We start from the raw sequence: 25,497 nt of genomic DNA, 5'->3' as shown, positions 1-25,497 counted from the left end.
CTGCTTTTATAAGTATTTGCTGCCATAGCAAAAGCCTCTTACAATCGTGTTTCGCTTTTAATTCAGAACACCACATGACAGCCATTAACAAATATTTCTTAGCCCCAAAATATTGGTTCACTTGGGCCGGACTAGGCCTGCTTTATTTAATCTGCCTCCTTCCTTTTCATTGGCAAATGAAACTCGGAAATAAGGTGGGAGATCTGATGTGTCTACTCTTTAAAACTCGTCGACACATCACAGAGGTAAATATTGCCCTTTGCTTCCCTGACCTTTCTTCAGCAGAGAAAAAACAATTAGTTAGGGACGTATTTCGCAATAACGCTATAGGGATTTTTGAAACGAGTATGAGTTGGTGGATGAATGACAAGCGCTTAAACCTACCCGTTACTCTCAAAGGAAAGGAACATCTTGAAGAAGCCCTTTCCCTAGGCAAAGGGGTGATTTTATTAGGCGCCCATTTCTCGACATTGGATATGGGAGGGCGTTTATTGTCACGCTATTTTGATGTTGATGCGATGTATCGCGAACACAACAATTTATTGATGGATACTATAATCAAGTCCAGTCGCGAAAAGCACCTAGGCCAAACCATTGAACGCGAAAGCCTTCGTAGTGTTTTAAAAGCGCTGCGTAAAAACCGCGTAGTATGGTATGCCCCCGACCAAGATTTTGGCCCCCGACACTCCGTCTATGCTCCCTTCTTTGGTGTTCCTGCAGCCACAATTACTGCCACATCACGTATGGTAAAACTAAATAGCTCGCCTATCTTAATGTTCACACACCACCGAAAGCCTGATAACTCAGGGTACGAGTTAGAGCTCTTCCCCATCATTAATCACTTTCCAAGCGGAGATGATGTTCAAGATGCTATCCGTGTTAATCAGGAACTAGAAAAAGGGATACTAAAGAATCCGGCTCAATATATGTGGGTACATAGACGGTTCAAAACACACCCGAATGGAAAAAACCATGTTTACAAAAACTGATGGTTCGTCACATGTAGACAGAACCACACAAAACATTCGGCTCATTGCTTTAGGTGATTGTAATACCAGTGGTATCAACCACAGCTCAGTTGCTTCCATTCTACACCAACGGCTAAATCAACTCTCAAAAAGCAGCCAAACATGCTATTTAGATAACCATGGCGAAGCCATGAGGACAACAAGAGAAGGCCTAGCCATAACGAAAGATCTAAACAAATCTTTTGATATCGCACTTATAAACTACGGTTTAGTTGATGCATGGACAACAACAATTCCCAAAGTGTACATCCAATACTATCCCGACAACCGGGTTAAACGTATTCTTCGAAAAGCACTAAAGTCGCTTAAGAAAAGGCTCAGAAAGACCTATTTCAATGGGCTTTTTAAGACAGGTTCAGTTGTATCAACAAATGAATATAAAGAAAATATCGATGCTATTATGACGTCACTGCATCAATACAATCCAAATATTTTCTTTATTTTATGGGGCTCTGTACCTGTAGAGGATGAGCCAAGAAATACCAATCTGCTAGATTATGACAACATATTAAAAGCACAAACTGGAAAATATAATGGGTGTTATATAGACACTCGAAAAACCATATCCGCTGAGCGCCGCGAAGATATGTTCCATGATGAGGTCCACCTTTCCGAGGCGGCACAAGAGATGATCGCCAACAAAATCTTAGCAGAGCTCGAGGTTACTGCTTAAGCGATGTTGCCATAATAACCTGTCGAATCTTATCATGCTTAGATACGATTTCGGACTGATCAAAATATTTCACAGCTCTTTCATACGCGCACACTCTTAGCTTGTTACGCATTACAGGCTGGAGAATGACTTTCTGTATTGCTGACGCTATTGAAGCGGGACTTTGGGGATCAACAATCATCGCAGTATCACCTACTACTTCTTTTAGCCCTCCCCTATCAGAGCTTATTAAAGCACAATGAGAAATCATGGCTTCTAATGCGGTACGTCCAAACGCTTCATTACAAATTGAGGGTACAACCGCTATTTCAGAGACTCTATAATTTTGCATGACCTCTTTATGAGGCAAAGCATTCATGTACTCAATTTGAGAACCTAGGCTCTTCAACTCTTCAAGCACTTCTTTTTCATAGGCGGTAGTTGGTGTGGTATTACCGAACTGCCTTGCCCCAATGAAAATTGCTTTCCATGCTAAATAGTTTGGCAGCACTTCTTTTAAAGCTTTTGCAAATTCAAGCGCTCCTTTCTCAGGAATCATTCGCCCAACAAATATTATTTGCTGCTGCTTAGCTAAGGGGACATCCTGTTGTAAGGCGTTTATACCATTGTAAAGTACATGAACCTTTTCTCCCCCTACTGTAACGCCTTCCATAAAGCGTCTTTTAATATATTCACTCACAACATAAATAGTGGATGCTTTTTCCAGTAAGGCCTGTCTCTCCTGGCTAGTTTTAGCCCCCTTCATGCCCTGCGGATCATTATGTAAATAAAGACAAAAAGCATGCTGTTTCAATTTCGAATAGAGGTACAGAAATAGAGGAATTCGATTATGCACCTCCACAACGCCGGCTTCTTGCTGGCGTAACAGAGACTTACAGGAGCCAGCATAAGCACGACTTCGGCTTCTAAAACGATACAGAAAAGGCTTTACAGCTGTAAACGTACCGCAAGGAAAGGGCTCTTTGCATTCAGAACCAATTATATGAGGGTGTAGTGTACTCAATTCACTCATTGAGTTAACGACTATAGCTACGGCACCTGCATTCAATGGGCTGTACATCTCGCCAGGGGGCAACACTATATAGATAGGTTTAAGTGCCATTCAACGCTCGTTTATACACACTTTCAATTTTTCCAATCTGAAGCTCTCTTTCGAACCGTTGCAAATCATATTGAATAGGCTTACTTACCAATGAACGTTCAATATAAGCCTGCTTTATCGCTTTAGATAACTCAACTACATCTCCGGTTTCGACTAACACTGCACCTTTAACAGATGACAGCATTTCTCTTGGGCCTTCAGTTTTAGTAGATATAACAGGCAACCCCATACTCATGGCTTCAAGTAAGACTAACCCAAAAGGCTCAAACAATGAGGGAAGAACGAAGAGATCAAACAACCCGTAATATTGAGCGACTTCAGCGGTTATCCCTGGCAATATTACATTAGGACATGAACGCCGTAGAAGCGCTTCTCGTTCAGGCCCATCACCAATAATAACCAAATAACTTTCCGGCAATCCTGCTTCCAGGAAAGCATTCACAAGTAAGCCTAAACCTTTTTCTTTTGCAAACCTCCCTACAGCACCAACAACATAAGCAGATTCAGGTATGCCCAACTCTGCTCGCAGTTTATTCACTTTATTCGGATCAGCCTTTCTCAGTGCTGGCACCCAATTAAAAACAGTTTCTGTTACACCTGAGAATTCAGCTGGAATACCCTCACGCTGCCAGCTTGAAATACACACCAAGCCATCACAGCGACCAAAAGCATCCTGATATTCGATATGTAGCGTGCCTATTTTAGTTACTTTACTTACGTATCGGCCAATATATTTCGCATCCCTTTTATGGTGAGAATGAATTATGTCTGGCTTCCACCGAAAAACATGCCATAAAATCCACGGCAGTGGATACTGCTTAGGCACTAAAAGAACAATGACTTCAGGCGATAACCATGAAAGGAAGGTCAAACCGTTATCAAGTTGGTGATCCGACCTTACTAGAATAGCGACAGGATTTGTCTTTACCTGCTGGTTGCACAGATCAGCCACATAACGTTCAGTGCCCGCCATGCCACGTGTTAAAATGGTATGAAGGATTCTCATCGGGGAACTTTCCTAGTCACGTCTCCCTCAGAAGCAACGACAATTGCAACTAACCACCAAAAAAACACCCACTCCACATCCGCACTACGTATTAATGTTGAAAAATCAAATAGCCCTACGAATAAAAAGTATATAAACAGCCCTAACGGAAGAATATTCAACTGCTCGCGCCAGAGCGTCAATGACGAATAAAAGAGGGACGCCATTAGGCAAAGTAAAAGCAATAGACCAACTACCCCCCCGTATAGAAGGTGGGATAAAAAGATATTATGAGGGTGAGGGTAGCTTTGGCCCGTTGCTAACAAAATAACTTGCTCTGGGTAGATGCCATATCCCAAGATAGGGCTCTTTGACCAAATCGCCAATGACTGCGCCCAGATATCCCACCTTGCGTCATGTAACGTATGCATCCGCTCAAATATACCCTCAGTATACGCATACATAATAGCTAGCCCGACTAACACAGCCAGCGCTGCAATTTGCTTATGCTTCTTACGAAGAACCAATATAAACAAGAAAGCTGCGGACGTTGCTATCAAAACACCGCGAGTTTGAGACAAAATAATAAACATCAAATATGAAACCATTGCGCAGTATGCCCATAGTTTTACATTCTTATTTTTAAACACTTTATCACTCATTGAGCCAAACAACGTAACCAAAACAGCGCCGTACATAACGGGTGATTTTATGGCATGTTCACCTCGGCCAATACCCTCCAAACGAGCATTCCACGGGTGTCCATCAACGACGTAAAAATTATAAATAGATAGCCAAACTCCTAGAAAGGCGCCTGCCAACAAACCAATCAATAAGTAGTCCTGATACCCCTGCTGCCATAACCACGCAACGACCAAAACAAAACAAACAGTTATTACCTCTTTACGTAACACATTAAATACAACTTCATGATCAACACCCTCACTCCAAAAGAGCGAGCAAAATAGAAAAGCAAATAAAAGCAAAATAAACCGGAGCGTTCGTGTGCGGGCAACAGGAATTATCGGTCGTCTAAATAACACAGCGAGAAACGGAAGCAACACAAATAGATAGTAAATATTTCGATGTAAACGGTCGCTAGATACCAAAAAAAACAGCCCTAAAAATAAGGCTGTACTCACAGCTAAGAACTTGGGAGTAATCATGCTTTTAAATGCATTCAATACCGCCGACCTAGTCCGTGCTTCTACCATGCTATTTACTACCCAAAGATACATTTTTAACGTAAAGAGACATCAAGCTATTAATGAGTGTCTTTTGTTATTTCTTGTTCATACAACTTCGCTTCTTTTAGAAAAGCATAAAACGCATTCACCATACTAGAAATAAAACCGCGGCGACCGTTAAGAAAGTTTTTCCTCAAAAAGTACGATTTAATAAACATCACTGGAAATACTAAAAGGAGTTTAGGTAAACCACTGTGTTTACCTTTTTCGAATTTATCGAGTGCTTTTCCCGATGAATAGCGGTTAACCTTGTCCACCTTAACTTCTACCGAGACCTCTCCATAATGGTTGATTTCTCCACTCAATTCTTTGATCGTACCTGACACCGTGGGACTTTCATGAAAGCGCTCATTTCCATAGGCGCCCTGACTTTTACGAAACAAACGAACATGAGAATTTTTCTTCGTATTATCATGAACTCGTGCCCCCATGAAGTGCTCTCGAATAGGAATATTTGCACCGTTACATGAATCAAGCAACACAAGTGACGCAATTTGCTCTTTAAGCTCAGTGGTTAACTCTTCATCGGCGTCTAGATTCAGAACCCAATCATTCGCGCATAAGTTTTTTGCATACTCTTTTTGAGCAGCCATACCATCCCAAGCCTTATAAAAAATACGTTCAGTGTATTCTTTAGCGATATCTAGCGTCCGGTCCTGGCTACCACTATCAACGATAACAATATCATCAAAGCCAATAAGGCTATCCAAAACACGTCGGATATTATTCTCTTCATTCATCACAACGAGGTAAACACTCACATTTTTCATACGCGATAACGCCCTCGTGTAATAGCAATATAAAACTGCACTATATTGGTCTTCCCAAGTATGGATATGCGTTTCATTTGTAAAGGATCAGAAACATGCTCGATTCCTTTTTTCACAGTCACTGCAGAATCAAACCCAGCAGCCTTAACCAGCTCAACGGTACGACCCGTATAGCGGCCAAATGGATAAGCAAACGTCCTGCATTTCTCTTGAGTCAGGTTTTCTACTGTTGTTTTTGACTGCTCTATTTCCCACTTAGCTTGCTCATCATCCAAGTGACTTAGATTCACATGACTCATCGTATGAGCACCAAATTCACACAGCCCTGAAGCCTGCATTATTTTGACTTGCTCATCTGTTAATTTATCAATACTAGAAATATCCGGTGCTAGATAAATACTCGCTTTGGCATTGTACCGCTGCAATACTGGAAACATATTCGTGTAATTGTCTTCAAATCCGTCATCAAAGGTAAGGGCAACAACTTTACTTTGCGCACCCATTTCAAAGAGCTCTGATACGGTAACAAATCGATACCCTCTTGCCTTTAACCACTTTAACTGTTGCTCGAACTTCGACACACTGACAGCCAAATCCGAAACATCATTACTAATGCTGTGATACATCAAAACACGAGGACGATCAGAAGGTACGACAGGGCGCCAAATATTATAATTCCCTAAAAACCATAACAGCGCACATAGGGCGATTAGAGCTGTGATAATACTAATAATCATTTGGCCGTCATTTCCTCAAGGTACAGCGCTGTTTCCTCAACCATATTATCAGTTGTAAGCGTTGTAGCTGCCCAATCAAAAAGTGGTTGTAACTCATTCATGCAACTGTTCTTGCTTTCCAATACTTCACTCACTCTTTCGGCCAGTGCTTTTGGATTAGCCCTTGGCACAAGATAAGTTTCAGGAAGTATTTCATTCGGCGCAGGGACGTCAGTGGAAACGACGGGGATGGACTGCCGTAACGCTTCAGCCATGACATAATTAAATCCTTCTTTATGTGACGATATGACTAATAGATCAGCATATTTCAATAAGGCTCCTGCATTTTCAATAAATCCCAAGAAATGCACTTTAGGTGAAATGTTTAAAGCAGACGCTAAATTATGTAAATTATCTCTTTCTGCTCCCTCTCCGATGATAACTAAGTCTGCATCAACAGATTGCCATGCGTTTAGCAAAACATCGAATCCTTTGACCGGCACTAAGCGTCCAACAGCAAAGACAACGGGTCTTGTTGAGCCTAGCCCTAGCTTATTAAGCTGCGTAGCATCGGCTCCTGTTTGGTTCAAGTCGCCAATGCCATTATAAATAGTCCGAGTATTAATACAGGTTATTCCAGCCAAAACCCCTTTACTCACACCAATCACTGCATCTACTTTCCCATAGGCAGTCTTGTCTTTTTTCATATTATGAATGGTGGCGACACATGGCGCTGGTAGCCAGCGCTTTATTTTGACAATAATCCCCGTAGCCTTCCCGGCATGCGAGTGGATAACATCTGGATTAACTGCATTAATAATGCGCACCAAATCCCACAATAGAAGTGGGTGATAACGAAAACGTGAGAATTGCGTGGTATGTACTTTAACTTGAGGCTCAAAACGACTTCGAAACCTTACATCAACAACCACATGCACTTGATGGCCGCGAGCGGCTAGGCCGTTGCATAATTCAATAAAATGATTCTCAAGCCCGCCTTCTTCATAACTGGCCATCACCTCACAAACAATCATATATATTCGCTTCTCTTAGTTTTCAGTCCCAAGCACAACCGTGTCATACACGGCTAATGTGTTCTGTAGCATATCGTGTTTTGTAAAACATGCACTCTCGTTAGGCTTTACACTTTCTTTAATCAGCGTTCTAACTACTGTATCCAAAGCAATAGCATTGCCCAGCTCAATTTTTCCTGAGGGAAACACTTCACTTAAAATTTCCCCTACTCCCCCATGGTCATAACCAACCGTCGGCACTCCTATTCTTAATGCCTCTAATACCGTACGGCCAAAAGACTCCGGCTTAGTCGATAATGAATACACAATTGCACTCACACTATATATTTCTCGGATATCTGAGCGCGCCCCTGTAAAAACAATAGAATCAGCTAACCCTTTGCTATCAACACTGTCATACAATGATTGAGCATACGATTTTCGTTTAAAATCCTCACCACCCACAATCACACCGCAAACATTCAGACCAGCTTCTTTTAAACGTTCAATATGAGCAATAAAATCATGATGCCCTTTTAAGCGAGTTAATCGTCCGGGTAGTGTCAGGATCACCTTCCCTTTAGTTTGCGGGAACTGCAAGTACCATGCAGCCAACCACTCGCATGTCGCTTGGTGCGCATAGCCAAAGTCATATGGATCAACGCCCCGAAAAACCCTAACCACTTTGCTCATGTCTGTATTGGGGTAATTATTAGCAATATAAGCTTTAACAGTGTCTGATACAGCGATGATTTTCTCGCCTTTTAACATGACCGCACTATAACGTGAAACAGAATAAAGCCCATGCACCGTTGTCACCAAGTGCGGGCGGTGCTTCTGCGGCAAACCTCGCCAGGCAAACCACATAACCCATGCAGGCATTCTAGAACGTAGATGAAGAATGTCAGGTTGCTCGTCTAACAACCATTGTCGTACTGCCCATATATGCCGAAAGGTTAGTAAAGATTTCTTACCTAAATCCCATGTCACATGACGGCTGCCTGCAGCCTCCAATTCGCCCACCATCTTGCCACCAGCGGAAATAACCACAGATTCATGTCCTTGATCGACAAGTGCCTCAGCAATTTCTAAGGTTCCCCTTTCGACCCCGCCACCATCCAAATCAGGAAGTACTTGAACAACTTTCATAACCAACCTTTTTGAATAATCAGGCTTGCGCAACGATCAGCTTCTGATAATGGCAACGGTAGGTCCCCTCCCGACCAAGAATTTTCTCTTAAAGTAATCACACGCCCAGACGCTCTTAGACGAGAGATCCCTCTAGCAACTCGATTGCTTTTTTTACTATTGGCTTCAAGCTCAATCAAACCAACTCGGCAACCCGCCGTAAGAGCCTCATATACCATAGACACACTATCTTCAGTTACCCAGCATTTTTCAACTTCAGCTAACCTCTCAGGCAACCATTCAGCGTCAGTATCTTCAAAAGGTATTATCTTAATGGGTAACACCTTTGAAGGTAGCTTTTCTAAAATTGAATGAGGCGTGCGGCGTGATGTCGTCAATACCCACTCGGTTACTTCATTATCGGCTTCTACTAACATCTCTAATTGTTCCAAAACATGGCTGTCATCCCAAAGACAATGTTTTGATGCCCCACCCAATAAAATCAAACCCGTACGCTCTTTCTTAACACTCGGTACCATTCGATTTAAGGCACCCCAAGTTTCAACCACATTTGACAGTGTTTCAGGCTGATCATGCTCAGGTATAAAACAAAGATCAAACCACCTCAAAGGGAAAGAGGGAGTCATCATCACAATGTTTTTGACACCCTTTGACACACCTAATAATTTGCCATAGAGCAATAACGACAAATGTGTTTGATGCCCTGCCCCAATAAAAATCTTAATATTTGAAGGCTCAGGCGTCGTCGTCAAACGAATAAGCAACAATTTAATTAGTTGCAACAATGAAGCAGAGGGACGTACCTCATATGTCAGTAAGGGGTTAACTCTGATTAACGCCTCGGTTAACCCAAGCGACTGATTCAGATGCCCAGGTTTACCGTCACTTACAATACAAATATCAGGCATGTACTTCCTACTGGAATGAATTAAGAAAGAGGGAAGCGATCTTATAACTTCACGACCAAACAACACACTCTTCATCTTTAAGCGAAAAGACTAAAAGCCACATAAATGAGTCAACACCCCGATTTCAACAAATAGTCATCACTCCAGACACGAGCAAAGCAACTGTATTCTACAGTTCGTATACGGCCACTCATTAAGTAGTTAGTAGATAACCACCAGATTCTACTGATAATAGACTTCACAACATATCTCTGGACTTAATAATACAAGAGTCTTATCTAAACACCCACTGAGAGACTGTTATATTTTTTAGCATGCACAAGCAATTCCCTTTTGTCTCTGTGATGATTACAATCTAGTAATAAAGTCCTATAAAAGCACTACAAATATGTTATGCCTGCACTTTGGCAACGTGGTCGCTTAATTTTTCACTCTTTTTTGATTTTTTTGAGGTAGTTTACATGGCAGCGTTCGGTACTGTTTTTATGCCTGAAATGGCAATCTCCTGGTTTGATGGTTCAAACTGGAGTTCAGCTGAGATGGTCTCAAGCGACAGCCTTCAGCTTCATCCGGGGGCTCATGTACTACATTACTCGAGCACTTGTTTTGAAGGATTAAAAGCATTTCGTCATTCTGATGGTTCCGTCAATATTTTTCGTATGGACCGTAATCTAGAACGCTTTGCTCAGAGTAGCCGTTTGCTAAGCTTGCCTGCGATCAATAAAAGCGCCACTGAAAAAATGATTTTAGATGCCGTTACTCGCTTCGCAAGTGATGTTCCTGAGCCTCCGGGCTCTATGTATATTCGCCCAACACACATTGGTACTGAGCCTGCTATCGGTAAAGCAGCAGCGCCAACACAAACATCTTGCCAATATATCTTGCTTTCACCCGTAGGTGACTATTTCTCCGGGGGCGATACAACACTACGCTTGCTCTTAGAGGAAGATGGGATGCGTTGTGCTCCTCATATGGGAATGATAAAGAGCGGCGGGAATTACGCTAGTGCTTTGCACCCTATAGCCAAGGCCAAACAAGAATTACAAGCAGATCAAGTATTGTTCTGCCCAAATGGCGACGTCCAAGAAACAGGTGCGGCCAACTTTTTATTGATTGACGGTAATGAGGTCATTACCAAAGCATTGGATGAGAGTTTCTTACATGGCGTAACACGTGATTCAATTCTAACCATTGCTCGCGATATGGGCATGCAGGTTTCTGAGCGCCAACTAAGCGTTGAAGAACTGTTAGAACGTGCAGCTAAACCCGGCTGTGAAGCAGCGCTTTCTGGTACAGCAGCTGTACTGACTTCAGTAGGCACCTTACTCCACAAAGGAAATGAGTACAGCGTAGGTAATGGTGGCGTTGGTACAACAACACTAAAACTTCGCCAAGCACTCAACGATATCCAATGGGGTAAAGCAGAAGACAAACATGGCTGGTTAACACGAGTGTAAGCTTCGCATCATATACGCCCATAAAAAAGCCTGACCGTACTTAACTCAATGTTAGCAACGTCAGGCTTTTTTCTACCCACTTATAACCCCGACTTTAAGACTCCATAACAGAACCCCATATCCTAGCTATTAAAGCGCGGCAATCCTTCATATCACCTTCACTAATAACGTTGGACTGCTCTTGCAGTGTTAACCGGTGCCCAGCAGCCCGGTAAGCTTTATATGCCTCACGTAAAGCATCGGCATCGTCAGCTGACAATAGCTTTGTTTTCTCAATGGCATCTAATATGCGGATGTTGTCAGTGAATTCGTATAATTCAGAATAACGCTGGGCATTCGCTAACACCTGGTATTGCACGAGGAACTCGATATCCACAATACCGCCAAGATCTTGCTTAAGATTAAAAATACTCTTGGTTTCTGCCTCTTTTGCCGATGTTCCCAAATGAGCACGCATTTTCTCTCGCATTTCGACTACAGAAGTTTTCAACTCTTCAGGTGCACGTTTTTGTCGTAAAATAGATGCCCTAACTTGCTCAAATTCCTCACCTAAACGCGAAGATCCAGCAACCACTCGAGCACGCACTAAGGCTTGGTGCTCCCATGTCCACGCTTCTTTTTGCTGGTATTCTTGGAATGCTTTAAGCGAGCTCACTAACAAACCGGAATTACCTGATGGGCGCAGCCGCATATCTACTTCATATAACTGACCACCCGCCGTAAAGGTATTTAAGATATGAATAATCCGCTGACCTAACCGGGTAAAGAACACTGAATTCGCAATCGATTTGTCACCATCAGTGGACAGATTTGAATCACTGTCATGAATAAATACTAAATCAAGATCCGAGCCATATGAAAGCTCAATGCCTCCTAGCTTTCCATAACCAACAACAACAAAATCCAGCTCACAAGGAACGCCTGCCTGCTTCATGGGTCGGCCATGCTTTTCAACCATGACTCGCCACGCAACATCCAAGACACTTTCGAGAATAACCTCGGCCAACCAAGTGAGATAATCACTGACTTTCATTAAAGGCAGAACACCCGTAATATCGGAAGCGGCAACACGCAATAAATGCGCACTTTTAAAATACCTTAGAGCTTCCATCAGCTGCTCGGTATCCTCTTCAGGGATTCTCAATAACTGTTGACGCAACTCTGCGCCTAGCTGTTCTTTATCTGGTGGGGAATACAGTGTACGCGGATCTATTAGCTCATCGAGTAATACCGGCTTTTTTGCTAACTGATCAGCAAACCAAACACTACTTGAGCATAGTTTAACCAACTGCTGCATAGCGGCTGGGTTCTCTGCCAATAGGACTAAATAAGCAGAACGACGAAGAACTGACTGAATTAGCTGCAAAACTCTCGCAAGCGTTTCTGTCGCATTGCTAGCTTGAGCGATCATATCAAGCAATGTTGGCAACACTACTTTTAAACGATCAGCCCCTGTTTGTTGTAGCATTTGCACTGTTCGGGAAGTTTTCAAATCCATTAATAGCTTGAGCGCCCTGCTCGGATCATCAAAACCACTCTCCGTGATAACCTGAATAGCCTCTTCATCTGAAAGCTGTTCACTCCAAAGAGCCAACCACTCTGTTTTCTGTTGCGATCCTGCTTCACCCTGCTCTTGTGCAGGCGCAATCACATCAGCAAAGTGCCGACTGACAGTAGCGCGATGTTCAGTTAGCGTTGTTTCAAATGATAACCATTCATCAAACCCCATACTAAACGCAAGGCGTGCCTGGCCAAGGTCATCTCGGGGCAACTCTTGCGTCTGCTTATCCGCAACGGCTTGGATCGCATGTTCAGCATTTCGTAAGAAGGTATAGGCACCCATTAACTCTCCTACCGCTTGTTCAGGCATCCCTACTAGCTCAGGCAGTAAAGGTAAAATATTACGTAATTCACGCTGCTGTAGTCGACTATCCCTACCACCACGGATTAGCTGAAAAGCTTGCGCTATAAATTCAACTTCTCGGATTCCGCCTGAACCAAGTTTAACGTTATATTCCAACCCCTTACGACGAACTTCCCGGTTAATCATCTCTTTCATTTCGCGCAGCGATTCAAATGCGCTGAAATCAATATATTTACGGTAAACAAAGGGCCTTAGCTGAGCTAACAACTCAGCTCCGTTATCCATATCACCAGCAACAACACGCGCTTTGATCATCGCGTAACGTTCCCAATCACGGCCTTGGTCCTGATAATAATGCTCCATTGCTGCAAAACTACAGGCTAAAGGACTAGCAGAACCGAAAGGCCGTAAACGCATATCTACACGAAAAACAAAGCCTTCAGCATTAAGAGTATCCAGCGCCTGTATCAACTTTTGCCCTAAGCGTATAAAAAAGTCCTGATTGGCCAGCGTCTTGCGGACACCTTCCGTTTCACCATTCATTGGGAAACAAAAGATCAAATCAATATCTGAGGATAAGTTAAGCTCATTAGCACCCAATTTACCCATTCCCAAAACAACCATTCTTTGCTGCTCTTTCTCTCCACTCTCAGGAGATACACCATAAGGTATTCCCCAACGCTCACATCCTTGTTCATAGAGTAAATCTAGCGTGCCATCGATCATAGCGTCCGCTAACCAGCTCAGCTCTCTTGTGGTATCAACCATCGCGGCTTTACGTGTTAAGTCTCTCCAAATAAGCCTAACCATTTCTCGCTGCCGAAACCGTCGCAGTAAACTCATCATAGCGGTTTCAGAGTCTATTTCTGCTATTGTTGCAGCAAGGCGTTTTGCATATTCATCACTCAGATACTCTCGATCCAATACACCATCTGCTATTAACTCAGACAGCAAATGTGGATATTTAATAAGTTGATCAACAACAAAATCGCTACCCATCGCCACACGAAGTAAATCTTCCTGAACAGCATCCACAAGTAGAGCGGCATTTTCTGTGAGAACGCCCTGCAAACGCTCCCACTGTTTGCTAAGTAACGTATGCAAAGATGAAGGAACAAGTGAAAAATCGGGTTGCTGCATAGAAGAACTCCATCTTGAACAAAAATATACTGGAAGCTTAGCAAACTCATAAAGCAATAAGGATGACCCTTATCATAAAGCGTGCCACTAGACTCTATCGAGAAAACCTAATACATGACTATTAGCCATCCTATTCAAGGAAGCAACGACAACACTTAAACAAAATTAACTAATACCTGCCTCTGAAGCCTTGTAATACAACTGATAACCTTTTTGAGCTTTACTAATATCGCTGGGTTGTAGCTCGGAAATTGCAGCCACCAATTCCGACTTTATTGCTAATAGCTGTTCCACACTGCCCTCTTTAAGCTCTAACTCTAACTCGCAGATTTCATCCACATAATTATCACCGGCTATGGAATTATAGTTTACTTCACCTTGGTCAAGAGCAATTTCAACAAGCGTTCCTGCTTGTTCCAGCATCCAGATGGAACGATCAAAGTTAGTTTCAAAGATTATTTGAAGATCACTCGCCCATTCATTTGATTGTGCTGCCAGAGGCCACTCCGTCTCCAACAACCGCTCAAGCTGTAACACAGGTTCCTCTATTACCCACTCCCATTCGGCACGCTGATGTAAACCGTTAACACTTTGGCCTTTGGTTTTTAAAGTCTGTATGTAGGTGCCACCCTGTTCTCTGATCCTTAAAGCCACTTTCTCAGCTGATAATTTCAAGTCTGGCGTATCGAAATACCAATTAAGTAATCTTCGCTTTTTTAGCTGCGAAGCCCCACTAGCAACAAGCAATGCTTTAACCTGTGAGACCAAATGAGCAGGTATCGTCAATTTTATTTCAGTTTCTATAGCCATCTGAAGTTTTCCTAATCGTAGTAACCGTATTAACTCGAATGCTATCGTTAAAGTCAAAAAAGATATGCATTACTCACGCAACAAAAAGAAGGGCAATATAAATATATACTTAACCTTCCCCAGCGATTTCGACTTACATTACTGTTACAGCCTTTACTAACACTCATGATATAAATTTCATCATTTAAATTTAAAGTTTTATGTCATTACTACTACAAATTAATGACATCTCCTCGTATACTTCGCGCGAACTAAATCCTATATAGGTGAGGGTGATGGTCACCAATAATCCGATACTGCAAATGTTTGCTCGTTCACCGTTCAAACCGATGCAAGAACACATTGCAAAAGCACACGCTTGTGCTGTTCAGTTACTTCCCTTTTTTGAAGCAGTGATAGCTGATGATTGGGAAGAAGCCAAGAAAATACAGCACATCATTGCTGTACTCGAAGGCGAAGCTGATGTTATGAAAAAGGATGTTCGCCAACACTTACCTAACAGCATTTTTCTTCCTGTTCCTCGTACGGACCTACTTGAATTGCTACGTATGCAGGACAAGATAGCCAACCGAGCCAAAGATATTTGCGGCATTATGCTGGGAAGAGAAATGCCAGTCCCTGCAGAAATTCAGGAACTCATGCTGGATTTCGTACGCTCAGCGCTAGCAACATCTGAGCAAGCTCTTCAATCATTGAATGAACTCGACGAACTAGTGAGTACTGGCTTTCGTGGACGTGAAGTCGAAGTGGTTGAGCGCATGCTCATAGAACTAGACGACTTAGAGCACATAAATGATGGATTCGAGCGTGAAATCCGCTCTCAGCTATTTATTATCGAAAAACAACTCCATCCTATCGATGCCATGTTTTTATACAAGGTCATTCGATGGATTGGAGATCTTGCAGATCGCGCGCAACAGGTAGGAAGCCGTTTGCAGCTTCTCCTAGCTCGTTAATTTTTAGCATATAGGCATAGATATGAATATTATTGCGCAATACGGCGATATCATTATCATTCTCGCATGCGTGTTTGGTTTCTTTATGGCATGGGGTGTTGGTGCAAATGATGTTGCCAATGCTATGGGCACATCTGTCGGCTCTAAAGCACTCACGTTAAAGCAAGCTATCTTAATCGCAATCCTTTTCGAATTCGCTGGTGCATACTTAGCTGGTGGGGCTGTAACCGCTACCATTCGTAAAGGCATTATTGATCCGGCGCTACTCTCCGGAACACCTGAACTACTTGTCTTTGGTATGCTTTCAGCATTACTAGCTGCAGGTATATGGCTATTAATTGCTACGCATTATGGCTGGCCTGTATCGACTACGCACTCAATTGTCGGAGCGATTGTGGGTTTTGCTGCTGTCGGCATTTCTGTTGATGCTGTCAACTGGATTAAAGTCTCTAAAATTGTTGCCAGTTGGGTGGTATCCCCTCTCACCGCAGGCTTCTTTGCATTCTTCTTATTTAGGAGCGTCCAAAAGCTGATTTTAGATACGGCAGATCCATTTAAAAACGCTAAGCGCTACGTACCTATGTATATCTTCATGGTCGGCTTTATCATCTCAATGGTAACGTTTACTAAAGGATTAAAGCATATTGGCTTAGATCTATCTTGGGGTCATAGCGCGCTTATCTCTGTCGGTGTGGGGATAGTCACAATGCTTGTCGGCATTGTCATGCTAAGAAAAGTAAAAGTAGATGTTGCGGCCGATCGCGACTATCACTTTGCCAGTGTGGAGAAAGTTTTTGCAGTATTAATGATGTTTACTGCTTGTGCCATGGCATTTGCACACGGATCTAACGACGTAGCTAACGCTGTAGGCCCTCTTGCTGCAATCGTTGGCGTTGTAGGTTCTGGTGGTGAAGTAGCTCAAAAAACAGCCATGCCAGTATGGATTCTTTTACTCGGTGGTGCTGGTATCGTTGCTGGCTTGATAATGTATGGTCACAAGGTAATCGCTACTGTGGGTAATAACATTACTGAATTAACACCAAGTCGCGGGTTTGCTGCTACCTTAGCCGCTGCAACTACCGTAGTAGTCGCTTCTGGAACTGGGCTACCGATTTCTACAACGCACACCTTAGTAGGTGCCGTTTTAGGTGTAGGCTTAGCACGTGGCTTAGCTGCTTTGAACTTACATGTCGTAGGTACAATTTTTGTTTCTTGGGTCATTACCCTGCCTGCCGGTGCTTTTTTAGCAATAATGTTCTTCTTTATGTTTAAAGGTATTTTTGTCTGACCTGACATTTCCTTAGCGTCAGTTACACTCGACCTTCTAAAAAAAAGCCTGCACAATAGCTTAAAAAATGTGCAGGCTTTTTTATGTCTCTAAAAACTCCAAATCTTTTACAAATGTTAGGCCAGCTAATCGCTACGCCTTCTATCAGCTCAACAACATCCAGTCGCGATATGAGTAACCTTTCTGTCATCACTTTATTGGCAGAATGGCTTGATAATCTTGGCTTTCAAACTGAAATCATGCCCGTACCTGGCTACCCAGGGAAAGCTAACTTAATCGCCACATTAGGAAAAGGACCGGGTGGTCTGGTGCTATCAGGCCATACAGACACTGTTCCTTGTAATGAAGAGCTTTGGAAAAGTAGCCCCTTTGCTTTGACCGAACGAGATAATAAACTGTATGGCTTGGGCACCTGTGATATGAAAGGTTTTTTTCCTATCGCTATAGAGGCCGCCCGAAAATTTATTGAGACCCCTTTAGCTGCACCACTCATCATCCTAGCTACAGCCGATGAAGAAAGCTCGATGTCCGGTGCCCAAGCACTCGTAGATGCTGGCAAGCCGAAAGCTCGCTACGCTATCATAGGTGAGCCAACAGAAATGAGCCCCATCAGAATGCATAAAGGCATAATGATGGAGAGCATCCGAATTACAGGGAACTCTGGGCACTCATCAGACCCTTCTTTAGGTGCAAACGCGCTTGATGCAATGCATTCAGTTCTGTCTGAACTAATTAAATACCGCACACACCTCCAGCAAAATTATACAAACAGTGCTTTTAGTGTGAGTGTGCCCACTTTAAACTTAGGCTGCATTCATGGAGGCGACAACCCCAACCGTATCTGTGGTCAATGCGAGTTGGAATATGATGTCCGCCCTTTACCGGGAATGGACTTATCTTTAGTACGAGAAGATATTACTAAACGTGTAGAGCCTATTGAAAATGAGTTTGGTGTCACTATAGATTGCCAGCCGCTATTCTCCGGAATACCTTCATTTGAAACGGAACAAAATGCGTCACTCGTACAGATGGCAGAACGTCTAACTGGACATACCGCTCAAGCAGTAGCTTTTGGTACAGAAGCTCCGTTCTTACAAGCATTGGGAATGGAAACTATCATTATGGGACCTGGCAGTATCAATCAAGCACACCAACCAGATGAATTTCTGGCGCTAGATCAAATTAATCCGAGCGTTGAAATTCTCTCACAGATGATTCAACGCTATTGTGTAGATGCCCACGAGGAACATAAAAGTGGCTGATGAAAGCACTAATTACGTCAATTGGTTTCGTCACTCATCGCCTTACATCAATGCCCACAGAGGAAAAACCTTTGTCTTGATGCTTGGCGGGGAAGTGATTGCTGATAATAATTTCGACAATATTGTTCATGATATCGCCTTAATGACCAGCTTGGGAATCCGCCTAGTATTAGTACATGGCGCACGCCCACAAATTGAAGAAAGGCTCAATAAAAAAGGGCTTGATACATACCTACATCACGACCTGCGCGTCACAGATAACACAGCACTGCAATGCGTAATAGAGGCTATTGGCGTTCTCAGAAGCACAATTGAAGCAAAACTATCCATGGGCTTAATAAATACGCCAATGCATGGCGCTGAAATTCGAGTCTGCTCTGGTAACTACATCACAGGAAGACCGATTGGTATTTATGACGGTGTCGATCTATGCCATACAGGAGAAGTTCGTCGTATTGACCACCAAGGAATACGCGGCCAGCTAAATCAAGATAATATTGTCCTGCTATCCAATCTTGGCTATTCGCCCACAGGGGAGATATTCAACCTTCCAGTAGAAGAAGTCGCCTCTCAAACAGCTATTGCACTTAAAGCAGACAAGCTAATTTTATTTGGGGCTGAAAAAGGCATTATCGACAGCCGAGGGGTATTACGCAGCGAACTACTAGCAAGAACTGCCGAGCGCTTTTTGCACCAGTACCATTCCCAGCGAAACAACCCTGAAACAGCCCATACAGAGCTATCAAAGTCATTACAAATGGCAACAGAAGCGTGTGCTGGCGGCGTTCCTCGATGTCATTTAATTAGCTACAAAGATGACGGTGCATTACTCGCGGAGCTCTATACCCGTGACGGTGCTGGAACCATGGTCATTCAAGAGTCTTACGAACAAGTTCGAGCCGCTAACATAGAAGATGTTGGTGGTATTATCGAACTCATTAAGCCCTTAGAAGAAACCGGTATTCTCGTACGCCGGTCACGCGACCTGCTGGAAGCAGAAGTAGAACAGTTTTTTGTTGTTGAGCGCGATGGTGCCATCATAGGCTGCGCTGCTCTATATCTATTCCCTGAAGAAAAAATGGGCGAACTAGCATGTGTGGCTATCGCTAAAGCTTATCAAGGAAAAGACCGTGCCGAAATGCTATTAAGCGCTATTGAAAACAATGCTCGCGAACTACAACTGGAGGCTTTATTCGTGCTCACAACGCGAACTGCCCACTGGTTTATTGAGCACGGTTTTTCTGAAATGCCGACAACACTGCTACCTAACCAGAAGCAAACTTTGTATAACTTCCAAAGGAATTCTAAAGTATTTAGTAAGAAAATTAACTAACCGGCAGGTAAAGTAATTTTAAACCGCGCACCACCTAATGTGGACTCCCCCACTTCTAATTGACCGTCATAGCTACTCAAAATATCTACAGCGACGGTCAAACCAATGCCCTGCCCAGGTGCTGCAGAAGTATCAACACGCGCCCCACGCTGTAAAATAACATGGCGCATATCAGGTGAAACACCAGGACCATCATCTTCAATACTTAGCTGAACCCACTCAGGCTCCGTTACCAATAAAACTCTTACCGCCGAGTGACAATACTTGAAAGCATTCTCAAGCATATTACCCAGCAGCTCCATCATATCTCGCTCATCAGCCCCAAACAGTGCCGTTTCATCAAGCAACAAGCTAACATCAACATTTTTTTCGCGGTACACTTTGCTTAGTGCCGAAGCGATTCGCTTAATAATGGGCGCTAAAGGCGTTGCATGAGCAATAGTATTTGTCTGACTCCTAACGGCTCTCGCTAGCTGATACTGCACAATCTGATCCATACGTCGTACTTGATCATCCACGACGTTACGATACCCCTCATAGAGCAACTGCTCATTACCAGCGCCTCTTATCACCGCTAATGGCGTCTTCAAACTATGTGCTAAATCACCTAACGTATTTCGGTATCTTTCTCGTTGATTTCGTTCACTATGCAACAAGTGATTTAAACTATCAGTCACCCCTTGAACTTCTTCAGGGTAATAACCTTCTAAACGAGTCGAGTAACCACGCTCAATATTATGGAGATCATCAACTAAGGTACTTAGCGGTTTCAAACCCCATCGAGTAATTAATGTTTGCAACATTAAGGCCAACACCGTGACCGCAAATAGCCAGCCCCACAGTTGGGTTCTGTACGCGTTTAACTCAGCTGTTGCTTCGTCTCCATTTTCAATAATAGAAAATAAGTAACGACGAGCCATAGAGCCATCATCCCACTGCAGAGGGTACTGATAAAGATAAAGATTTTCGTCTTCGAAGTATAGAAAACGGGTCTCTCCAATACGTATTCTTGAAGAGACTATAGCGTCTTGTACTGCAGAACTAAACTCGGTAGAGTTAGCCGAACGCCACTGCGGGAACCCTAGGTGAGTATGAATATACCCCGAGGTATCGCTACCCAAACGCAACTGCTGCGCTTCACCAATCACTAGCTTTCCACCCTGCATTTCTGCAGCACCAATCATTAAGTAAATTTGCAAACGCAAACGCTTTTCCAAAGATGCTTGCAAACTATAAGCAAAGGAATTTTGTAGTGCGTACCCAGCTACCCCAATAATCATAGGCAACAAGATAAAAGACGCGATCAACAATCGCGCCTTTAACGAACGAGAGGCTAAGCCAGCAGTAGATTTTAGCATTGAGTACTAAGAGGAAGAGAGGTCAAACCTATACCCCAAGCCACGTACTGTCGTAATAGGCTGGAGCTTTTGTTCAGGATCAAGTTTTTGACGTAAACGTCGAATGAATACTTCAAGTACATTACTATCCCTGTCAAAATCTTGGTGGTACAGGTGCTCGGTTAACTCAGATTTGGATACTGTTTTACCTGCATTCAACATCAAGTATTCCAGCGTCCGATATTCATAGCTGGTTAACTTAATAGGTTTGGAATCACAAGATACTACGCGCCCTACAGTATCGATGCTTAAACTACCAAATTCCAATACTGGTTTAGCATGACCCGCAGCCCGTCGAAGCAAGGCATTTAAACGCGCCATCAACTCTTCCATATGAAACGGTTTCACTAAGAAATCATCAGCGCCGGCCTCTAAACCTTCAACCTTATCTTGCCAATCACTACGTGCTGTTAAAATAAGAATAGGGAAGTTACGTTCTTGCGCCCGCCATTGCTTAATCAACTCAACCCCAGACAAAGAAGGCAACCCCAGATCAACAATAGCCAAATCATAAGAAAATTCAGATCCTAGATAAAGCGCCTCTTGACCATCAGCTGTTTCTTCTACTGTATATCCATTTGATTCTAACCCACTGACTAGCTGACGACGCAAATCAGCATCATCTTCTACAACCAACAGTTTCATTTAATGCTCCTGACTTTATGGGTGTAATAGAATCCCGCTAATCATATCGACCAGCACTTCTTTTACATGTCCATTGTTAACCAAACGGATACGGTATGCCATGCCAGTGTCTAATGTGACCTTGTCTGCCTTTACCACTTTACCGCCATATGCTTTCTTCGCTATTTCAATAGCATCACTCAAGACAATAGTATCTGTATCTTGTGTTGCCTGTACAGCACCACAAAGCACCATCAACAACACAATTGATCCCATCATGCGCTTCAGTATTAGGCGATTTCGGGCATGAAGCATGAATTTTACCCTCTTGAATTTAGCGTCTAAAAATAACAAACACACATATATTAGAAAATAATAGCGCATTCTATCAATAACGTTGCTAAAACAAGACAATAAATCAGGGTATCAAAGCATAAAACTGATTAAATAGTCGTAAGGTTAATATGACTTATTAACCATGAACTATGGATTAATAAAAGAGCAACTATGATTTAAGCAGGTGATTTACCTGCTTAAATCGAAAAAATCTGTTTTTTTAATTACAAGACTTACAAGAACTTACGCCTAAGATTTTATAAATTGGGCACCAACCAAACAGAGCAATAAGGATAAATGGAACACCAATCCAACCCCACACAATTTGAGGGCCAACAACGGCCAAAGCAATGAGAGCTAAACCAACCAAAATTCGTAAAATTTTATCAACCGACCCTATGTTTTTTTCCATGACTGTGTCTCCATCAGCGTTGTGTTTATTCAAATGAATTATTCATTTAACTGACACCTAACACAGTGACAAAAGTCACATTAAGTCCTGCTCTTTCAGAAAGTCCTTCATTAACAAAGGAGCTAGTAACATAATTTGACCTCGTGATAGAGCAAGCCATTGCTGCTGCTCCATTATCTTCAAGTGCCGACTAATCACTTCCCTTGCCGTCCCTAATGCATCAGCAATATGCTGATGAGAAACAGATAAAACTAAGCTTCTACGACTTTCTTGCAACAAATAACGCGTTAAACGTATTTCTATCTTCTCAAACGCAATGGATTGAATCAGCACAAACAAACTACTCAGGCGTTCAGAATACGAATCAAACACAAAACTACGAAAAGCTGCCGATCCCGACATTAAAAAAGAAAAGTCTTCATCTTTGATTAAAAGAAGACGTGCATCACTTTCAACTACCGCCTCAGCTGGATAAGCTTGCCCAGCAAGCAAACAGGAGGTAGTTAATACACAAGTTCCCATTCTTTCGATACGATACATCTCAAGCTCTCGACCTTGAGAAGAACGACCAAATACGCGAACACTCCCCTCAATAAGTATCAGAAAAGCTTTACAGGTATCGCCCTGGCGTAGAAGAACAGCACCTTCCTCCATAGAGATAAGTTGAGCATTACTTAGCCTTTGGGACTCAACAGCGTTTAAGTCATCGATAAAAGGAAGCGTACCGAGGATATCATTCATTTGAAGCTGCTTTACGCTGCTCTCTTACCGCTAACATCACATAACGGATGTTGTACGTAAAGCCAACTAATAAAGCTAAAGGTAACGTTACTATAAATAGCTTGCCAAAAGCCGGGTTAGCCAACAGATGCCCTAACCACAAGCTAGCAACGCTAACAATAGCCAGAGGAATACCGGCCTTCATCAATCTTTGTAACCATTTATCAGAACGTATTTTCTGTTTACTAGTGAGGTTTTTATTAAAGGAGTCATTAGACATGGAAAATCTCAACTTGATTACTATTGTCACCAAACTATCCCAGTTTTTGCAGTCCATTTAAACCCACCATTTTATTAATTAACGTTGCAGAGAGTGAATTCTTCATCGAGCAGAGTTTCTGGTATAATTTCTGATCACTATAAATAACAACTAACAGAGAGATGTTTTCATGCCCGTTTATCGCTCTAAGACTTCTACATCTGGCCGCAACATGGCGGGTGCCCGCGCTTTATGGCGCGCCACTGGTATGAAAGATGACGATTTCCATAAGCCAATCATTGCCATTGCCAATTCATTCACCCAGTTTGTACCCGGACATGTTCATTTAAAAGATATGGGACAACTGGTTGCACGTGAGATAGAAAAAGCAGGCGGTGTTGCTAAAGAATTTAATACCATTGCTGTTGATGATGGTATCGCAATGGGCCATGACGGTATGCTTTATTCGCTGCCTTCACGTGACATCATTGCCGACTCCGTAGAGTACATGGTCAACGCCCACTGCGCCGATGCACTCGTATGCATCTCTAACTGTGACAAGATAACTCCAGGAATGCTCATGGCCGGTATGCGCCTTAACATCCCGGTCATCTTTGTTTCCGGTGGACCAATGGAGGCCGGCAAAACGAAGCTTTCAGAACATAAATTAGATTTGGTTGATGCCATGGTCATCGCCGTTGACGATACAGCATCTGATGAGAAAGTTGCTGAATACGAGCGTTCTGCCTGCCCAACCTGCGGATCATGCTCTGGCATGTTTACAGCCAACTCAATGAACTGTTTAACCGAAGCACTGGGACTGTCATTACCGGGCAATGGAACAATGCTCGCAACTCACAGTGACCGTCGTCGCTTGTTCGAAGAAGCAGGCGAGCGCATCGTCGACTTAGCAAAACGATATTATGAACAAGATGATGAGTCAGTTCTGCCGCGCAACATTGGTAATTTCAAAGCCTTTGAAAACGCAATGACTCTAGATATTTCGATGGGCGGCTCAACAAACACTATCTTGCATTTACTAGCCATTGCACTAGAAGCTGAAATCGATTTCACAATGGCTGATATTGATCGTCTTTCCCACACCGTTCCACAGTTGTGTAAAGTGGCACCTAATTCGCCTCTTTATCATGTCGAAGATGTACATCGCGCAGGCGGTATTTTCGCCATACTAGGTGAACTGGCTCGTGCTGGAAAACTGCATACCGACCTACCAACCGTACACAGCAAAACAATGCTTGAAGGCTTGGAAAAGTGGGACATCATGCGCAACCCATCACCCGCCGTTATTGAGTTTTTCAAAGCCGGCCCTGCAGGCATCCCCACACAAACTGCATTTAGCCAATCTACACGCTGGCCAACACTGGATGGTGATCGAGAGAATGGCTGTATTCACTCTATTGAGCACGCTTTTTCTTTAGAAGGTGGACTTGCAGTACTAACGGGGAATATTGCGTTGGATGGCTGTGTAGTTAAAACAGCAGGTGTTGATGATTCTATTCTAGTGTTTGAAGGATCGGCACACGTAACCGAGTCACAAGATGAAGCAGTTGCTAATATTCTCGCCGACAAGGTAAAAGCTGGCGATATCATTATTGTCCGTTACGAAGGGCCCAAGGGAGGCCCTGGCATGCAAGAGATGCTTTACCCAACCTCTTACATCAAGTCGAAAGGTTTAGGTAAAGAGTGCGCACTCCTCACTGACGGTCGCTTCTCTGGTGGAACATCAGGGCTGTCTATTGGCCATGTATCGCCAGAAGCTGCTGCCGGTGGTGCTATTGGCTTAGTAGAAAATGGCGATAAGATTCGTATCGACATTCCTAATCGAACGATCAACTTACTTGTATCTGATGAAGAGTTAGCAAAACGCCGCGCATCAATGGATGCTAAAGGTAAAGATGGCTGGAAACCTGTTGAAGCTCGCCCACGCAAAGTATCAGCAGCACTTAAAGCCTATGCATTACTGGCAACTTCAGCGGATAAAGGCGCCGTTCGAGACTTAAGCATGTTGGACTAATTATCCTTCTATT

General features: G+C 43.1%; 24 protein-coding genes. 8 read left to right on the top strand and 16 right to left on the bottom strand.

The genetic code is table 11. The features are described from left to right. Positions 1 to 74: 74 nt before the first annotated feature. Both lpxL and QZZ55_RS03965 read left to right on the top strand, forming a co-directional pair. Positions 75 to 989 (top strand): LpxL/LpxP family Kdo(2)-lipid IV(A) lauroyl/palmitoleoyl acyltransferase, encoded by a 915-nt coding sequence (gene lpxL / locus QZZ55_RS03970; RefSeq protein ID WP_293265547.1) that lies wholly within the window; start codon positions 75 to 77, stop codon positions 987 to 989. Continuing rightward, positions 973 to 1,701: an SGNH/GDSL hydrolase family protein gene (locus tag QZZ55_RS03965; RefSeq protein ID WP_293265545.1), complete on the top strand. Its 729-nt coding sequence runs from the start codon at positions 973 to 975 to the stop codon at positions 1,699 to 1,701. Before lpxL ends, QZZ55_RS03965 begins: the two co-directional genes overlap by 17 nt. Here QZZ55_RS03965 and QZZ55_RS03960 read toward each other — a convergent pair. The 8 genes from QZZ55_RS03960 to QZZ55_RS03925 are packed head-to-tail and all read right to left on the bottom strand — an operon-like array spanning position 1,691 to position 9,591. After that, complete coding sequence (locus QZZ55_RS03960) at positions 1,691 to 2,803, bottom strand: glycosyltransferase family 4 protein (RefSeq protein ID WP_293265543.1); 1,113 nt, start codon at positions 2,801 to 2,803, stop codon at positions 1,691 to 1,693. The genes QZZ55_RS03965 and QZZ55_RS03960 overlap by 11 nt on opposite strands. Then, positions 2,793 to 3,809 carry a glycosyltransferase gene (locus tag QZZ55_RS03955; protein ID WP_293265541.1) on the bottom strand — a complete coding sequence of 339 codons (1,017 nt, stop codon included), beginning with the start codon at positions 3,807 to 3,809 and terminating at the stop codon, positions 2,793 to 2,795. The genes QZZ55_RS03960 and QZZ55_RS03955 overlap by 11 nt, the downstream gene beginning before the upstream one ends. Continuing rightward, positions 3,806 to 5,002: an O-antigen ligase family protein gene (locus tag QZZ55_RS03950; RefSeq protein WP_293265539.1), complete on the bottom strand. Its 1,197-nt coding sequence runs from the start codon at positions 5,000 to 5,002 to the stop codon at positions 3,806 to 3,808. Before QZZ55_RS03950 ends, QZZ55_RS03955 begins: the two co-directional genes overlap by 4 nt. Before the next feature lie 50 nt (positions 5,003 to 5,052). Next, a complete protein-coding gene (locus QZZ55_RS03945) occupies positions 5,053 to 5,805 on the bottom strand; it encodes a glycosyltransferase family 2 protein (protein ID WP_293265537.1) in 753 nt (250 codons plus the stop codon). Beyond that, on the bottom strand, positions 5,802 to 6,542 hold the full coding sequence (locus tag QZZ55_RS03940; RefSeq protein WP_293265535.1) for a polysaccharide deacetylase family protein: 741 nt from the start codon (positions 6,540 to 6,542) through the stop codon (positions 5,802 to 5,804). The genes QZZ55_RS03945 and QZZ55_RS03940 overlap by 4 nt, the downstream gene beginning before the upstream one ends. Then, positions 6,539 to 7,555: a glycosyltransferase gene (locus tag QZZ55_RS03935; RefSeq protein ID WP_293265533.1), complete on the bottom strand. Its 1,017-nt coding sequence runs from the start codon at positions 7,553 to 7,555 to the stop codon at positions 6,539 to 6,541. The genes QZZ55_RS03940 and QZZ55_RS03935 overlap by 4 nt, the downstream gene beginning before the upstream one ends. Positions 7,556 to 7,570: 15 nt before the next feature. Further along, positions 7,571 to 8,683 carry a glycosyltransferase gene (locus QZZ55_RS03930; RefSeq protein WP_293265532.1) on the bottom strand — a complete coding sequence of 371 codons (1,113 nt, stop codon included), beginning with the start codon at positions 8,681 to 8,683 and terminating at the stop codon, positions 7,571 to 7,573. Continuing rightward, positions 8,680 to 9,591, bottom strand: coding sequence for an ELM1/GtrOC1 family putative glycosyltransferase (locus QZZ55_RS03925; protein ID WP_293265530.1), 912 nt, complete (start codon positions 9,589 to 9,591; stop codon positions 8,680 to 8,682). Before QZZ55_RS03925 ends, QZZ55_RS03930 begins: the two co-directional genes overlap by 4 nt. A gap of 461 nt (positions 9,592 to 10,052) precedes the next feature. Here QZZ55_RS03925 and QZZ55_RS03920 point away from each other — a divergent pair, with 461 nt between their 5' ends. Then, positions 10,053 to 11,048 carry a branched-chain amino acid aminotransferase gene (locus tag QZZ55_RS03920; RefSeq protein ID WP_293265528.1) on the top strand — a complete coding sequence of 332 codons (996 nt, stop codon included), beginning with the start codon at positions 10,053 to 10,055 and terminating at the stop codon, positions 11,046 to 11,048. A gap of 94 nt (positions 11,049 to 11,142) precedes the next feature. On the opposite strand, the gene glnE is transcribed toward QZZ55_RS03920, so the two are convergent. Further along, complete coding sequence (gene glnE / locus QZZ55_RS03915) at positions 11,143 to 14,052, bottom strand: bifunctional [glutamate--ammonia ligase]-adenylyl-L-tyrosine phosphorylase/[glutamate--ammonia-ligase] adenylyltransferase (RefSeq protein WP_293265526.1); 2,910 nt, start codon at positions 14,050 to 14,052, stop codon at positions 11,143 to 11,145. 165 nt (positions 14,053 to 14,217) lie between these two features. After that, complete coding sequence (locus tag QZZ55_RS03910) at positions 14,218 to 14,862, bottom strand: CYTH domain-containing protein (RefSeq protein WP_293265524.1); 645 nt, start codon at positions 14,860 to 14,862, stop codon at positions 14,218 to 14,220. Between the two features lie 275 nt (positions 14,863 to 15,137). On the opposite strand from QZZ55_RS03910, the gene QZZ55_RS03905 reads away from it, so the two are divergent. The 4 genes from QZZ55_RS03905 to argA all read left to right on the top strand — a co-directional run bounded on the left by QZZ55_RS03905 (position 15,138) and on the right by argA (position 19,701). Continuing rightward, positions 15,138 to 15,818 carry a TIGR00153 family protein gene (locus QZZ55_RS03905; protein ID WP_293265522.1) on the top strand — a complete coding sequence of 227 codons (681 nt, stop codon included), beginning with the start codon at positions 15,138 to 15,140 and terminating at the stop codon, positions 15,816 to 15,818. 22 nt (positions 15,819 to 15,840) lie between these two features. Then, entirely contained in the window at positions 15,841 to 17,106 is a 1,266-nt protein-coding gene (locus QZZ55_RS03900) for an inorganic phosphate transporter (protein WP_293265520.1), read from the top strand. An 83-nt stretch (positions 17,107 to 17,189) separates the two neighbouring features. Continuing rightward, positions 17,190 to 18,368, top strand: coding sequence for an acetylornithine deacetylase (gene argE, locus QZZ55_RS03895; RefSeq protein ID WP_293265518.1), 1,179 nt, complete (start codon positions 17,190 to 17,192; stop codon positions 18,366 to 18,368). Continuing rightward, the gene (argA, locus tag QZZ55_RS03890) at positions 18,361 to 19,701 is read left to right on the top strand and encodes an amino-acid N-acetyltransferase (RefSeq protein WP_293265516.1); all 1,341 of its coding nucleotides are present in this window, start codon (positions 18,361 to 18,363) and stop codon (positions 19,699 to 19,701) included. Before argE ends, argA begins: the two co-directional genes overlap by 8 nt. Here argA and QZZ55_RS03885 read toward each other — a convergent pair. From QZZ55_RS03885 to QZZ55_RS03860, 6 genes are all read right to left on the bottom strand, one after another. After that, positions 19,698 to 21,059 carry an ATP-binding protein gene (locus QZZ55_RS03885; protein WP_293265514.1) on the bottom strand — a complete coding sequence of 454 codons (1,362 nt, stop codon included), beginning with the start codon at positions 21,057 to 21,059 and terminating at the stop codon, positions 19,698 to 19,700. The genes argA and QZZ55_RS03885 overlap by 4 nt on opposite strands. Positions 21,060 to 21,065: 6 nt before the next feature. Then, complete coding sequence (locus QZZ55_RS03880; protein WP_293265512.1) at positions 21,066 to 21,743, bottom strand: response regulator transcription factor; 678 nt, start codon at positions 21,741 to 21,743, stop codon at positions 21,066 to 21,068. 15 nt (positions 21,744 to 21,758) lie between these two features. After that, positions 21,759 to 22,037, bottom strand: coding sequence for a PepSY domain-containing protein (locus QZZ55_RS03875; protein ID WP_293265510.1), 279 nt, complete (start codon positions 22,035 to 22,037; stop codon positions 21,759 to 21,761). A gap of 241 nt (positions 22,038 to 22,278) precedes the next feature. Next, entirely contained in the window at positions 22,279 to 22,470 is a 192-nt protein-coding gene (locus tag QZZ55_RS03870; RefSeq protein ID WP_293265508.1) for a DUF2892 domain-containing protein, read from the bottom strand. Positions 22,471 to 22,545: 75 nt separating this feature from the next. Next, positions 22,546 to 23,211, bottom strand: a complete 666-nt coding sequence (locus QZZ55_RS03865; RefSeq protein WP_293265507.1) for a Crp/Fnr family transcriptional regulator — start codon at positions 23,209 to 23,211, stop codon at positions 22,546 to 22,548. Continuing rightward, on the bottom strand, positions 23,204 to 23,470 hold the full coding sequence (locus tag QZZ55_RS03860; protein ID WP_293265505.1) for a hypothetical protein: 267 nt from the start codon (positions 23,468 to 23,470) through the stop codon (positions 23,204 to 23,206). The genes QZZ55_RS03865 and QZZ55_RS03860 overlap by 8 nt, the downstream gene beginning before the upstream one ends. Positions 23,471 to 23,639: 169 nt before the next feature. Here QZZ55_RS03860 and ilvD point away from each other — a divergent pair, with 169 nt between their 5' ends. Further along, complete coding sequence (gene ilvD, locus QZZ55_RS03855; RefSeq protein WP_293265503.1) at positions 23,640 to 25,484, top strand: dihydroxy-acid dehydratase; 1,845 nt, start codon at positions 23,640 to 23,642, stop codon at positions 25,482 to 25,484. Positions 25,485 to 25,497 lie beyond the last annotated feature (13 nt).

Source organism: Neptunomonas sp., from assembly GCF_016744175.1.
GTDB lineage: Bacteria > Pseudomonadota > Gammaproteobacteria > Pseudomonadales > Balneatricaceae > Neptunomonas.
This window is presented reverse-complemented; position numbering and strand designations above follow the sequence as displayed.

What these genes read in the sequence shown, in the direction of transcription:
- QZZ55_RS03880 (WP_293265512.1), bottom strand. Translation starts at nt 21,743, where the DNA reads ATGAAACTGTTGGTTGTAGAAGATGATGCTGATTTGCGTCGTCAGCTA.
- QZZ55_RS03910 (WP_293265524.1), bottom strand. Translation starts at nt 14,862, where the DNA reads ATGGCTATAGAAACTGAAATAAAATTGACGATACCTGCTCATTTGGTC.
- QZZ55_RS03940 (WP_293265535.1), bottom strand. Translation starts at nt 6,542, where the DNA reads ATGATTATTAGTATTATCACAGCTCTAATCGCCCTATGTGCGCTGTTA.
- QZZ55_RS03885 (WP_293265514.1), bottom strand. Translation starts at nt 21,059, where the DNA reads ATGCTAAAATCTACTGCTGGCTTAGCCTCTCGTTCGTTAAAGGCGCGA.
- QZZ55_RS03900 (WP_293265520.1), top strand. Translation starts at nt 15,841, where the DNA reads ATGAATATTATTGCGCAATACGGCGATATCATTATCATTCTCGCATGC.
- QZZ55_RS03930 (WP_293265532.1), bottom strand. Translation starts at nt 8,683, where the DNA reads ATGAAAGTTGTTCAAGTACTTCCTGATTTGGATGGTGGCGGGGTCGAA.
- QZZ55_RS03920 (WP_293265528.1), top strand. Translation starts at nt 10,053, where the DNA reads ATGGCAGCGTTCGGTACTGTTTTTATGCCTGAAATGGCAATCTCCTGG.
- ilvD (WP_293265503.1), top strand. Translation starts at nt 23,640, where the DNA reads ATGCCCGTTTATCGCTCTAAGACTTCTACATCTGGCCGCAACATGGCG.
- QZZ55_RS03905 (WP_293265522.1), top strand. Translation starts at nt 15,138, where the DNA reads ATGGTCACCAATAATCCGATACTGCAAATGTTTGCTCGTTCACCGTTC.
- QZZ55_RS03950 (WP_293265539.1), bottom strand. Translation starts at nt 5,002, where the DNA reads ATGGTAGAAGCACGGACTAGGTCGGCGGTATTGAATGCATTTAAAAGC.
- QZZ55_RS03865 (WP_293265507.1), bottom strand. Translation starts at nt 23,211, where the DNA reads ATGAATGATATCCTCGGTACGCTTCCTTTTATCGATGACTTAAACGCT.
- QZZ55_RS03945 (WP_293265537.1), bottom strand. Translation starts at nt 5,805, where the DNA reads ATGAAAAATGTGAGTGTTTACCTCGTTGTGATGAATGAAGAGAATAAT.
- QZZ55_RS03935 (WP_293265533.1), bottom strand. Translation starts at nt 7,555, where the DNA reads ATGATTGTTTGTGAGGTGATGGCCAGTTATGAAGAAGGCGGGCTTGAG.
- QZZ55_RS03960 (WP_293265543.1), bottom strand. Translation starts at nt 2,803, where the DNA reads ATGGCACTTAAACCTATCTATATAGTGTTGCCCCCTGGCGAGATGTAC.
- QZZ55_RS03870 (WP_293265508.1), bottom strand. Translation starts at nt 22,470, where the DNA reads ATGGAAAAAAACATAGGGTCGGTTGATAAAATTTTACGAATTTTGGTT.
- lpxL (WP_293265547.1), top strand. Translation starts at nt 75, where the DNA reads ATGACAGCCATTAACAAATATTTCTTAGCCCCAAAATATTGGTTCACT.
- QZZ55_RS03965 (WP_293265545.1), top strand. Translation starts at nt 973, where the DNA reads ATGTTTACAAAAACTGATGGTTCGTCACATGTAGACAGAACCACACAA.
- QZZ55_RS03955 (WP_293265541.1), bottom strand. Translation starts at nt 3,809, where the DNA reads ATGAGAATCCTTCATACCATTTTAACACGTGGCATGGCGGGCACTGAA.
- argE (WP_293265518.1), top strand. Translation starts at nt 17,190, where the DNA reads ATGTCTCTAAAAACTCCAAATCTTTTACAAATGTTAGGCCAGCTAATC.
- glnE (WP_293265526.1), bottom strand. Translation starts at nt 14,052, where the DNA reads ATGCAGCAACCCGATTTTTCACTTGTTCCTTCATCTTTGCATACGTTA.
- QZZ55_RS03860 (WP_293265505.1), bottom strand. Translation starts at nt 23,470, where the DNA reads ATGTCTAATGACTCCTTTAATAAAAACCTCACTAGTAAACAGAAAATA.
- QZZ55_RS03925 (WP_293265530.1), bottom strand. Translation starts at nt 9,591, where the DNA reads ATGCCTGATATTTGTATTGTAAGTGACGGTAAACCTGGGCATCTGAAT.
- QZZ55_RS03875 (WP_293265510.1), bottom strand. Translation starts at nt 22,037, where the DNA reads ATGCTTCATGCCCGAAATCGCCTAATACTGAAGCGCATGATGGGATCA.